This window comes from Chrysiogenia bacterium, from assembly GCA_020434085.1.
Lineage (GTDB): Bacteria > JAGRBM01 > JAGRBM01 > JAGRBM01 > JAGRBM01 > JAGRBM01.
The window spans coordinates 1-12,073 of record JAGRBM010000239.1; the positions used below are offsets into that span (position 1 = coordinate 1).

General features: G+C 58.5%; 8 protein-coding genes. 5 read left to right on the plus strand and 3 right to left on the minus strand.

What is annotated here, in order from left to right; translation table 11 throughout:
- Positions 1-1,757: DEAD/DEAH box helicase family protein (locus KDH09_07910; GenBank protein MCB0219602.1), on the minus strand; the 1,757-nt coding region annotated here is incomplete at its 3' end.
- Positions 1,758-2,520: 763 nt separating this feature from the next.
- Here KDH09_07910 and KDH09_07915 point away from each other — a divergent pair.
- Positions 2,521-2,883 (plus strand): HNH endonuclease, encoded by a 363-nt coding sequence (locus KDH09_07915; protein MCB0219603.1) that lies wholly within the window; start codon positions 2,521-2,523, stop codon positions 2,881-2,883.
- Between the two features lie 17 nt (positions 2,884-2,900).
- On the opposite strand, the gene KDH09_07920 is transcribed toward KDH09_07915, so the two are convergent.
- The gene (locus tag KDH09_07920; protein MCB0219604.1) at positions 2,901-3,527 is read right to left on the minus strand and encodes a hypothetical protein; all 627 of its coding nucleotides are present in this window, start codon (positions 3,525-3,527) and stop codon (positions 2,901-2,903) included.
- A 190-nt stretch (positions 3,528-3,717) separates the two neighbouring features.
- Between KDH09_07920 and zorA the strand changes: the two genes are divergently transcribed.
- The 4 genes from zorA to KDH09_07940 are packed head-to-tail and all read left to right on the plus strand — an operon-like array spanning position 3,718 to position 11,236.
- Positions 3,718-5,682 carry an anti-phage defense protein ZorA gene (gene zorA / locus KDH09_07925; protein ID MCB0219605.1) on the plus strand — a complete coding sequence of 655 codons (1,965 nt, stop codon included), beginning with the start codon at positions 3,718-3,720 and terminating at the stop codon, positions 5,680-5,682.
- A complete protein-coding gene (locus KDH09_07930) occupies positions 5,679-6,464 on the plus strand; it encodes a hypothetical protein (GenBank protein MCB0219606.1) in 786 nt (261 codons plus the stop codon). Before zorA ends, KDH09_07930 begins: the two co-directional genes overlap by 4 nt.
- The gene (locus KDH09_07935; GenBank protein MCB0219607.1) at positions 6,448-7,890 is read left to right on the plus strand and encodes a hypothetical protein; all 1,443 of its coding nucleotides are present in this window, start codon (positions 6,448-6,450) and stop codon (positions 7,888-7,890) included. The genes KDH09_07930 and KDH09_07935 overlap by 17 nt, the downstream gene beginning before the upstream one ends.
- Positions 7,874-11,236 carry a restriction endonuclease gene (locus tag KDH09_07940; protein MCB0219608.1) on the plus strand — a complete coding sequence of 1,121 codons (3,363 nt, stop codon included), beginning with the start codon at positions 7,874-7,876 and terminating at the stop codon, positions 11,234-11,236. The genes KDH09_07935 and KDH09_07940 overlap by 17 nt, the downstream gene beginning before the upstream one ends.
- A gap of 92 nt (positions 11,237-11,328) precedes the next feature.
- On the opposite strand, the gene KDH09_07945 is transcribed toward KDH09_07940, so the two are convergent.
- The coding region (locus KDH09_07945; GenBank protein MCB0219609.1) for a hypothetical protein at positions 11,329-12,073 on the minus strand (745 nt) is incomplete at its 5' end.

The following is a 12,073-nucleotide window of genomic DNA, read 5'->3' on the forward strand; positions in this document are numbered from 1 at the left end:
CCCATGACGCGCACGCCGCGGCCCTTCATCTGCTCGAAGTAGTTCTCGCTTTTCACGTCCCGCATGAAGAACACGATCTCGACGGGCTTGGTGTCGGTTCCGGTCGCGATCATGTCCACCGTCACCGCGACGCGCGGCATGAAGGAGTTCGTAAACGCCTTGATGATGTCGTCGACCTTCACGTTGGTGCGCTTGTAGCTGCCGTCTTCCAATTTGTGCATCCCCGCGCGGTAGGTGATCTTGCGGCAGAATTCATCGCCCTTGGCGAATGTTTCGCGCACCGTGCGGACGATGAGCTCGGCGTGGTCGTCGTCCTTGGCGAAGATGAGCGTCTTGGGCACTTCGGTGCGGCCCGGATAGATCTCGGTGAAGAGCTTGTCCCTGAACGCCTCAATCACCGTGCGCACCTGGCTGGGATTGACCACGGAGCGGTCGAGGTCCTTGGTGTCGTAGATCAGCTCTTCATCGAGCTGCGCCTGCCGCTCTTTTCGCGTGCGGCGGTCGCGGACCTTGACCCATTCGTTCTTGTCCAGCACGGCGCCCTGCTCGGTCACTTTGGTGCGGATGCGGTAGACGCTGAAATCCACGTTGACCCCGTCGGCGACGGCTTCTTCGTGGGTGTAGTACATGACCTGGTTGCCATCGAAGTAGCCGATGGTGTGCTTGGACGGCGTGGCGGTCAGGCCGATCAGGCTCGCGTCGAAATATTCGAGCACCTGGCTCCAGAGGTTGTAGATGGAGCGGTGGCACTCATCGACGATGACGAAGTCGAAGGTCTCCGGCGGGATCTGCGGGTTGTAGACGACCGAGAGCGATTCGCCGGCGGCCTGCCGCTCGAAAGCCGACCGCTCGTCGGCGTCCTCGGGCATCTCTTCCTCGCCCTTCAAGATCGAGAACACCCGCTGGATGGTGGCGATGCACACGCGGCTCGACTGCGTGATGGTGTTCGATTTGAGGTGCTGCACCGTATAGAGCTCGGTGAACTTGCGGTTGGTATCGGGCGCGGTGTAGCGATGAAATTCCTGCTCGGCCTGGTCTCCGAGATTCTTGCGGTCCACCAGGAACAGGATGCGTTTGGCACCCGCATACTTGATGAGGCGGTAACACTCGGTAATCGCCGTGAAGGTCTTGCCCGAACCCGTGGCCATCTGGACGAGCGCCTTGCGCCGGTTCTCGCGCAGCGATTTTTCCAGATTCTCGATGGCCGTGACCTGCTTGGACCACATGCCCTCGATGTTGATGGACGGCATGTGCTGGATGCGTGAGAGCAGCGTCGGAGTTTTCTTGCCGTAGGCGGCAGGCTCTTCGGCGATGCTGTCGGGATCGCTCAGCAGGACCTTGCCCTCGGCCCAGTCGCGAAGCGTCCCGGGCTTGTGGAAGGCGAAGACCCGGCGGCTGCGCGGCTGTGGGTCGAGGTTGTTGCGGAAGAAGGTTTCCTCTCCGGTGGAGAGATACTGAAACGGCAGCGGTCTGCGCCAGGCGGGATACTGTTCGGGCAGACCCTCGGAATAGGCTTCGGGCTGCATCTCGTGGGTCGAGAGCGCCTCGCCCTCTTTCTTGGCCTCCAGCACGCCGATGGCCTTGCCTTCTACATATAAAAGGTAGTCCACCTGCCCGTGACCAGGCTTCATCGGCACCTCGCGAATCGCCTGCGCCGGTGCGGACGGATTGATCTCATCGCGGTCCACCACCTCCCAACCAGCTGCCACGAGCTGGCGGTCGATGTTCACGCGCGCTTTTTCTTCAGGAGTGGTCACACCCGTCCACCCGATCCCCCGCCTTGTTCGTGTTCGGAACAGGGCATTAGTAGCGCCTTTTTGACTTTGCCGGTAGTGTGACACGGATTGTCATTGATTGCTGGCAGAATTCGACCAGGTTGCTGCGATTTACGGGAAAGCGGACGCCCGACTACGATTTTGCCCCGTCCATTGAGGGAGTGCTGCCATGACGCGAAGCTCGAAGGGGGTGGGTCCGGATGCGAAACCGGCCGCGACGAGGCCGGGCAATGGAACCATCGCCGAAGTTCTCAATATGAATCCGGTGAGCACTTCCGGCTATGTGCGATTTGAAGTGCCAACTCCAAAAGCACGATCGATGAAAGTCGGCCATCTGGCCGACCTGTTGTTGGGTGCGGTATCCGGCAGCGCCGACTTTCTGCAGCTTCCAGCAACGATTCGCAGCAGCATCGAAAAGCCCTTGACGGATTTCCCGATTCGGGATTTCCAGGAGATCTACCGATGGGCGTCGGATCGAGATGCGCCGTTTCCCCCGTTGCTTGCTCGCGAGAGAAAAGTATTTACGACGCACAGCACCAGACGGCTCCAGTCGCTGCTGCCGCAGTTTGGGAATGATTTGTTCGTATATTTGGAAAGTGACTGGAGTGAAACGGAAATCCTGACTCGACGTGAGAATCATTGGCAGATCGCTTACGGCGAGCCGCCAGCGAACAAGAGATATGTTCCCCTCATCCAATGGAGAGATGAGCTCAGGGAGCGAGGGCTCTATCCTGAAGAGAAGGCCATGGCATCCCGAAACCTTTTCCCCGACGAGGTGCGCGATCCCTCGGGGGCGTTGACGGAAGGCAGCAAGAAGAGCGTGACCGTCAACGCTTATGAACGGAGCCCGCAGGCGCGGCAGGACTGCATTGCCCACTTTGGCGCCGTCTGTCAGGTATGTAATTTAGATTTCGAGGCACGCTATGGCGAGATCGGGCAGGGATTCATTCATGTTCATCACATCAAGCCGCTCAACGCCATTGGTGACACCTATCAAGTCGATCCCGTTAAAGATCTTGTGCCAGTGTGCCCCAATTGCCACGCCATGCTTCATCGGAAGGATCCGCCACTGTCGGTGCAGGAGCTTAGGGAGCGGCTGACGAACTAGGCTACAAGCCCAACAATCTACAAGTTCGTCGTAGGGTGAATTTCCGGGACGTAGCCTGCCCGAATGATTTCAATCGTCGGCTGCGGTGTGAGCACGGTGACTTCAAGTCCGTTTGGCCGAGTGCGCCGCTCTGTGTAGCCCGACGGTGACCAGCGAAGGATCGAGTCCCCGTGCACCAGCCAGGCCGTGTCGGGATCTCCGGACAAGATAACAAGCACGCCGTCGGGTAGACTATCCAGGTTTGTCTTAAATCGAACCTGCGAGCGGTCGCGCCGCACCCGCGCGCCGTGGAGCTGCTTGTCAATTGCGGCAGATGTCACTTCGAAACCGGGAAACGCTTTCCGCCACGCACCGACGAAGGCGTTGTAGCGTGTCCGTCTGCATTCGGCGCAGGGACGGTGCCCTGCCGCAAGCGCAGTCGCTTCGTCCAGGAAGAACAGCTCGGTGTAGTTGCCCGGGGACATCAGCTCCCGCCTGCGACCCTTGAATTCGAGGGCACAGCAGACCCAGCTGTGATGCTTCCAGCGCGAGGTCCCCAACTGCTTCTTGTCATTGTGGAGAATCCCGCGATTGCCCATGAGCGTGCCCCGGGCCGGGGTGGTGATGATCTCACCAGATGGCGTGACGCGGTTCTGGAGCGGCATGGGGAGAATTGTGATGAGATTTCGCCGTTTCGGCAATTCAGCGGTCGGCCTGTGTTGTGCGTTAGCGGCAGGCGGTCATTAACTGGTAGGATCTGCCCAGTCGTGTCACTGGGTGTCGCATGGCTTCCCCGCAGTGTATTCCTTCGATTAGCCTTTTGTTCTCAGTTATCACGGGGCACGTGGGGGGCAGATGCTGAATTCAGTTGCGCATCTTCTGGTCAATGACCTGTTTGTCTGGGTCTATTGCGGTGCGATTGTCACAATCGCTTTGGCGTTGGGCATTACGCTACGACGGCATTACCGAAGTCTGCTTGTGCAGCTTACAAAGGCCGTGGAGGTCGTTGAGAAAACCGACGGCGAGGCAGGGTTTGCAGCAAACTTTGACTCGGTCTCGGACGAGATCGATCAGCTGCCTGACCTACAGCATTCGTGGGATGAATTTACTGAATGTCTGATCGACCGGCCTCGCCCGGGGCAAGAAGACGTTTACCGCAATAGCCGGGAAGCAGCGCTCTACTTCAACGACTATTCCATCATTGTTCCGAAGATCGACCTGCGTTTCTATAGTGCAATTCCCAACGCGCTGACCGGTTTTGGAATTCTGGGCACTTTTCTTGGCCTTGCCGCCGGTATTGCCATCGCAAGTCCACAGCTGAGTCCCGACAATATGGACGCGACCATGCAGGGGCTCAAGTCATTGTTGAGCGGCGCATCTTTGGCATTCCTGACCTCTATTGCAGGGCTCATCACCTCACTTGTATTTCTGGGCTTCGAGCGTCACTGGGTGTCAACATTACAGAAGAAACTCGCGGCCTTTGTGAACGCCCTCGACGAGCGGCTCCAGCTGGTAACACCCGAATGGCTGGCCGATGCGGCACTGACCGAACTGGAAAACCAGACCCGGTCGTTGCAGAACTTCAGCAACGATCTGGCTGTGACGCTTTCCGGGCAGATGGAGGAGGTTCTGGTCAAAAAATCCCTGGGGCCTGCATTGGAGAGGCTCATTTCTGCCACGGAAGGTATGCGGGAGGATCGTGGCGAATCCAACAACGAGATGATCCAGCAGATTGTCGACAAGTTCTCCGAATCCATTACCGGTTCCGCAGGCTCGGAAATGAAGGCCATGGCTGGGACGCTTTCAGGCCTTCAGGAAACTCTCCAGTCTGCCGCGAGTTCCATCAGGGGAAACCAGGAAGAGATGCAGAACGCGACTCGCCAGGTAGCTGAAAGTGTGCGAGCCGCGCTGAGTGATAGTTCCAGGGTCATGCAGGAGGAACTGACCGGCACCCTGAGCTCGATTTTGAACCGGATCGAGCAGTCGTCGAGCGCCGTAGCCGAGCGACTGCAGTCGGCGGGGGCGGATACCGCGTCCACGATCTCGGGAACACTGGATTCCCTGAGCACCTCGCTCAAATCTTCCATCGACTCCATCAATCAGAATCAGGAAGAAATGCGCCGTGCAACCAAGGAGGTCTCCGACTCCGTCGCGGCGGCCATGAGCCAGAGTTCCCAATCCGTCCAGGAGCAGCTCACGACCGCCATGAGCGAAATGCTCGCCCGGATCGGAGAGTCCAGCAGCGGCTTAGCCGAGCAGTTGCGGGCAGCTGGACAAGGGGCCGCTCAGGAGATGAATGGAACCATCGCAGCATTCGCAGAAGGAATGAGCCGCCTCAATTCGTCGACCGAGGGAACGGGGGAACTCGTTGCCGAGCTGAAAACGACGGTCACTCAGCTCCGTGAACTGAGCAGCGCCACAGGAAGCCGTCTCAAAGAGTTCGGTGATCTGGTAACCCCAATATCTGAATCGGCCCGCAACTTCAAAGAATCAGCAGACGTCACGCAGCAGGCGATGACGGCGACCCAGCGGCTGACCGAGTCACTTCAGGCATCGGTCATCCAGGCGAAGGAAACGCAGGAGAAACTGGAAGCCGTCTGGCGTGGGTATGAATCCCGCTTCTCCGGGGTGGATGAATCCCTGCGGAAGGTCTTTGTTCAACTCGATGAGGGACTCAACCGTTACACCATCGGGGTTCGGGACTTCATGGGGACGCTGGATGACCAGACGGCCAAGGTTTCTAAAGATCTTGCCGGTGCGGTTAGCGAGCTGCGTCAGGCTGTCGAAGAAATGTCCGAAGTCATGGAGCACAGGTCATGAATTCGGGAGGTTACCAGCGCCACTTCGTCGACGAAGACGGTGGTAGCTATCTTGTCTCCATCAGCGACCTGATGGCGGGCCTGATATTTCTGTTTATCATCACCTTGATGGTCTTTGCGCTGAGTTTTGGCCGGGCTGTTCAGCGACGAGCGTCACTGCAGGATACTCGGAACGAACTGCTGCGAGTCCTGGGGGACGAGCTGATTAAAAAGGGCATCACGGTCGAGGTTGTGGAAGGGGAGGGGGTGCTTCGCCTGACGGAAAAGAGCATCAAGTTCAGGAGCGGACAGGACATTCTTGATTCGGGCTCGGAATCTGCGAGCAACGTGGCATTGCTGGCGGGAATTTTACGCGAAGTGTTGCCGTGCTTCGTTCAGTCCTCGAAACTTGCATGTAAACGCGAAATCGACCGACAGAAATATCCGGCAAATGTTGAGGCACTCTTCGTCGAAGGGCATACGGACAAGACACCTGTGGGGAAAAGGTCCCGCTTTCAGGACAATTACGAACTTTCCGGCCTGAGGGCGTCAGACGTAGTGCGCCGAATGCTGGAAGCGACAGAGAATCAGCTCGACGAACTTCGAAACAGTTCCGGGCTGAAAATTCTCAGTCTCAGCGGATACGCAGACCAGCGGCCTGCGAATCGGGAAAATCCCTATGCCGATGAAAACCGGCGCATTGATCTGAGATTTATCATGGAACCACCACCGGATCGTGCCGCTACGCTTCCGACGGCTGCGCGCGAGGTCAAATCGGAGCTGGAGCATGATGCCGGGCACTGATCACAATCAGTCATTGCAGGAGTATCTCGCGCACCGTGCGAAGGCGCCACTGCCTGGGCTTTCAACGACAATTGACGACGGTCCGAAGCAGACGGAGAAAGCACTCGTTCACATTCACAATCTTCTGGGCGATACCAAGCCCAAAGAGCCGACTCCCTTCGATCTGGAGGAAACGCATCGCCGCGTCTCCGAGCTCTGGGCCCGGCAGCGCAGCCTGGAGGAGGTCAATCGGATGGACCGGCGCCGGCTGCCCTGGGTGCTGTTCTACGGAGGGGAACCCAATGAATGGTTCAGTGCGGACAGAGGATTTCGGGAGTCTTTCGGTGCCTGGCTGAAATCACAGCGTTCGGCGTCATTGGTTTCGGCATTCCTGTTTGTTCTTTTGCGGGATTACCCCAAAGACCGACCGGAGCTGAAGGGATGGTTGCAGCTGGCCAGAGAGCTCTTGGAACGGCACCGGTCCATCCGTCTGCGCAAGTGGCGGGAGCGGGAGGCGGAGTTCCAGCTGTTCTCGGAGGAGGGGCCGGAGGCCTTTGGAGAGCGTTGGTCCGCAGCGGAATCGCCCGGTGCCGGATTCCTGGAAAGCGCGGGATTCTCGCAGGGATTGGAATCCGCGCGGTTTTTGAACATTGCGGTGCAACGGTATCTGGAATGTATTCAGAATGCCCTGTCGCGAGAGCAGATCAACTCGGTTCGTTTGATGCTGTTGCTGAAACCTCTGGAAGGAAATGAAGGCCTACGGTTTCCCGAGCACAGAGTCCGAACTTTGAATGCCCTACTGAAGCCATTCCACAACAGCAAACCCGCAGATGAGCTTAAATCTGTAATCTCTGATTTTGTCTTACGACATATAGGAGATCCTCGAACACGGCGGAACGCTTGGCAGGGCGCCGATGACGCGCGTGACGTCATGCTCCGCTGGCTGGTGAGCGTGACGCTGGAGGCATTCTTCGAGATTGTCGATCAGACAGCCATGGACCAGCACTGGCATGCGCGAAAGGCATTCTGGTCGGCCTATCTGAACAACGATGCGATTCAGGACGCAAGGGTGATCCTGGGGTCACGCGCGAAAAAACTGGCGCTCTATCAATCCCAGGAGCTTCGAGGGACATTCGGGTCGCTCCGCGGCGGGGGCGGCGTGCAGGGCGGTCATTCGGTTCTTCTGATGCGAATGAACTCATTGGTAATCGCTGAGTGGAGCCATTCATCAAGTTGCTCTTTCTGGCGTATCGACGACCTACACGCGCCAGCATTTCGCCTTGGTGAGTATTCCGTCGACGAACTGAAGCAGGCAGATCGTTCGTTGAGATTCCGGCATGCACCAAAGGATGGCCTGCGTCGTTGGGAGCGTAAGTTCGCCGGATTTGTAGAGCAGGAAACCGGTATTCAAAATCCGAATTGGCGATCCTATGGCTATCGATACTGAATATTCCAGGCTGAGCTGGTCGCGCGACCCGTCTGACGTGGTGTTTCGCCTGACGTCCAGTGAAACGGCAGTTCCACTGGACGAATGGGGTAATCACGACGTTCGGTCGACGGACGGGAAACCTCTTTCATTGGCCCCGCTGTTCTCGCTTCTGGAGGATGAGCGCATTGAGGCCAGCAGCGATACCTCCGTTGCCATTTCCGATGATATTTTGGCCTCTCTCGCATCCTGGGAGCTGCGGGCGCTGGGCTTGCCTGAGCGGGTTCCCTACATGGTGGAATTGCAGATACGAGGCGATCTGCTCCGTCCAGGAGCGTCGATCTCACTTCGCTATGTCGGCGATCGTGGACGCGTTCAGATGGGCATCGAGCGCGACGGGTGTTTCCTAAAGAAGGGTGATTCTCTCTGCACCCTCTCCGAGCCGCTTTTTTCTTTGGTTCAGGCCATCGAAAACTATGGGAAGCTCCGAGACGATGAGCAGGACGAGCGCTTCGCTGTAGTTGCGCGTATCAAACAGGCGTTGCCCGAAGGCGCCCGCATCGATGATCAGCTCCAGCGCATCCAGGTAGTGTTGGCCAATGCTTTTGAGCTCCAGCCCTTCTTGAGTGGCCAGCGGGAGCCTGACTTTCATCCCAGGCTGGGTCGCATTGAAAATCCGGACAGCGATAATCCCGAGACCGCTTCAGAACCTGCATTCCAGACGCCCTTGCCGGATGCCCGGCAGGAAGATTTCGCCCGGCAATTCCGGCAGTTTGATTCGGCCAGGGGGCAGTATGCACTTGGCGGCGCGACCTACGTGATTGCGTCGCCGGACCTGCAAAAGGCTTTGAACGTCCTGCGGGAGATCCAGAAAGAGTCAGTCCCGCAAAGACGAGCATTTCTGCAGAACCCCCATGCAGTCTTGCGCGAGCGGCTTCAGGCGGAAATGGATCCACAGTTGCTGGAGACGCTGTTCCACGATGAAGGTTACAGCGAGCGGGTTCGGGGAATCGGGATCTGGGAGCCGGTGGTGCTGCCCTGGATCACGCAGGCGAAAGAGCCGTGGCTTCCCCCGGAGGAATTCGGGCTTCGGATCGACGACCGGGCTGTCTACATCAAGAAAGAAGATCTCAAGCAAGTTGAATCTGATCTTCGAAAGGCCCATGACGCGGGCGCGTCGAGTATCGAGTATCTGGGCCAATCGTTGCCGGTTACGCCGCGTACCCTTGAAAGCGTTGAGGAGCTGGTGCGAAGGGCCTTTCCCGAGGAGCCTCGGGAAAGCGCAACCCCATCGACGGATGAAGGTGAAACGCCGGAACGGGTTCAGCGCGCACTGCTGATCAAGGACAATCTGGGCGATGTTGAATTTGAAAAGGCCGCGCGCCGAGTCCATGCAGACATTGGAACCCTGCCGCCGAGCCTGCGCTCAAAACTTCACCCCCATCAGGCGGAGGCTCTCCAATGGCTTCAATGTCACTGGGCCGATGGCAGCCCCGGGGCCTTGCTCGCCGATGATATGGGGCTTGGGAAGACGGTGGAGTCCCTGAGTTTTCTCGCATGGGTAGCCGAGGAAATGCGGACTGGAACTCATGCGAAGCGACCATTGCTGATCGTGGCGCCGACGGGATTGCTCAAAAATTGGGAGGATGAGCACACCCAGCATCTGGACTCCCCCGGTCTTGGGCACGGCTTGGCCGCTTTTGGCAGCACTCTCCGGCAAGTCCGTCAGGACGGGGCCAGTAAGGGGGGAGAGGCAGATGCCGTTCCGCTACTTGATCTCGCAGCATTGCGGGAGGCCGACTGGGTGCTGACCACGTATGAGACCCTGCGGGACTATCAGTTCAGTTTCGGGAAGATCCACTGGGGAGTAATCGTCTTTGACGAGACCCAGAAGATCAAGAACCCGGGGGCACGGGTGACCGGGGCAGCCAAAGCGATGAAGGCGGATTTCTTGCTCGCGCTGACCGGCACACCGGTAGAGAATCGGCTTGGTGATTTGTGGTGCATCGTCGATATGCTTCAGCCGGGGAAACTCGGGTCACACCGCGAGTTCTCCGAAAAATATGAGGTTGCCTCGCCGGATTCCACGCCCCAGGAAGTCGAGAAACAGCGCGAGATTCTGGCTGGACTGGGGCGCCTTCTCAAGGAAGACACCCAGCCTCCCATGATGCTGCGGCGCCTCAAGGGTGAAGTTCTGGGTGGTCTGCCTTCAAAGGAGGTCCATTGCGTGGAAACCATGATGCCGGAGCTGCAATGCAAGGCTTATGACAAGCAGCTGGAGCAGGCCCGGGCGGGTGCCGGTCGCAAAGGGGCCATGCTGGAAGCCCTTCATGGCATTCGCAGCACTTCGCTGCACCCCTATCACCGCGATGGCGAGAGCGACGAAGAATACATCTCGGCCTCGGCGCGGCTCACTACGACTTTCAACATTCTCGACCAAATTCATCAGACCGGGGAGCGGGCGCTGATCTTTGTAGAATCGCGGGACATGCAGGGGACGCTCGCGGAATTGATCCAGCGTCGCTACAAGCTGCATGCCCGCCCGCTGATCATCAACGGCACCGTGTCCGGAGCCAAGCGAAAGGCTCATGTTGATGAATTCCAGCAGGGGCGGGGTTTCGATGCCATGATCCTCTCCCCCAAGGCAGGTGGCGTAGGCCTGACCCTGACGGCAGCGAATCACGTCATTCATCTCTCGCGTTGGTGGAATCCGGCGGTGGAGGATCAGTGCACCGACCGGGTGTTTCGCATTGGGCAGAAGAAGCCCGTCCACGTTTACTACCCGATTGCCGTGCATCCGCACTACCAGGAACAGAGTTTCGACTGGCGTCTGCATGAGTTACTGGAAAGCAAGCGAGCACTGAGTCGGAACCTATTGGCTCCCACTGCCATGACTGACGGCGAATCGAAACAGCTTCTGGATGATCTGATCAGGAGTGCGTCCGATTCGGCAGGTCTGCCCGCCCAGCTGACGCTGGGTGACGTGGACAGACTGGAGCCGCTCGCGTTTGAGGACTGGGTTGCCGATGAACTACGCCAGGCCGGATTCAGCGTCAAGACTACGCCCCGAACGGGTGATCGGGGGTGCGACCTGATTGCGCTTGCCAAGGCGGAAATTGGGACACCCAATCTCCTCATTCAGTGCAAGCACAGACAGACGGATGCCAATCTGGGCGAAGACGCCCTGGTCGAGATCATGAAATCAGTTGGGGAATATGACGTTCCCGCACCGAGCCAAAAAGTGGTCATCACGAACGCCAAGGGGTTTACTGCCGGGGCGAAGCGCCTGGCCACCGGCGGACAGGTGACGCTTATTGCCCGTGATCGGCTTCGATCCCTGAGAAAATTTCCCCGCTGGCGCTACTAGCGCGCCAAGTGTGGCCTATTTTGTAATCCACTCGCCTATCAGTTTTATTTCCTTCTAATTTAGCTCACTTATGAACTGATGACGCTATCGAGTCATGCAGCCCGCAACGCCCCGATCAGCTTTTCCAGATACCCCATATACACCGGCTCACGCAGTTTTTGCGCCAGCTCCGGTTTGCCCATGATGGCCAGTCCGTCGGCGAGCTGCCGGGCGTCAATTCCCTCGGCGGTGAGCTGCTGCAGCGTTTCGGGTGGATAGGTGGAGGCCAGTTCCCTGGCGAGTCGTTCGGGTGGGATCTGGTGCGCGATGCAGTGATCGAGGGCATCGCAGAGGATCTCGATTTCCTGGGCGGGGTCTGCTGAGGACGCGTTCGCGGCTGTCTGAACCGGAGCAGTCTGAGCTGCCTGCGCGGGCGCTTGCTGGGCACCGGCCATCTGGGTGACTTGCTCGGCGAGCCTCTCCTCCCCCACCTGCACGAGATTGGTCAGCAGCCGATTCGCCGCCGCGCTGACGCTCTTGCCGAGCTGTTCCATGATCGGATTTCCCTGGGCTGCGGCGGGCTGCTCCTGCAACGGAGCGAGAAGTTCGGGGATTGCATCGTCATACGCGTCTTCCGCGTCTTCATACGGAGCGAACTGCGGCGCACTCAGCCCCCGCGCCACTTCCATGATCTCCTTGAACACATGGACGTTCTCGGTGAGCGTTGGCTGCGCCGCTGCGGGCGCGTGAGTCATCCCCTGCGCCATGACCTGCATGAACGTGTTGGTCTGCTGCGCCATCATCGAAATGAGCGCCGTCACCGTTGGATCGGCGCCCTGGGGTTTCGTGGGCTGTCCG

Bases quoted from the DNA above. Each gene is read 5' to 3' on its own strand.
- KDH09_07915 (MCB0219603.1), top strand. From the start codon at position 2,521: ATGGCATCCCGAAACCTTTTCCCCGACGAGGTGCGCGATCCCTCGGGG.
- KDH09_07920 (MCB0219604.1), bottom strand. From the start codon at position 3,527: ATGCCGCTCCAGAACCGCGTCACGCCATCTGGTGAGATCATCACCACC.
- zorA (MCB0219605.1), top strand. From the start codon at position 3,718: ATGCTGAATTCAGTTGCGCATCTTCTGGTCAATGACCTGTTTGTCTGG.
- KDH09_07930 (MCB0219606.1), top strand. From the start codon at position 5,679: ATGAATTCGGGAGGTTACCAGCGCCACTTCGTCGACGAAGACGGTGGT.
- KDH09_07935 (MCB0219607.1), top strand. From the start codon at position 6,448: ATGATGCCGGGCACTGATCACAATCAGTCATTGCAGGAGTATCTCGCG.
- KDH09_07940 (MCB0219608.1), top strand. From the start codon at position 7,874: ATGGCTATCGATACTGAATATTCCAGGCTGAGCTGGTCGCGCGACCCG.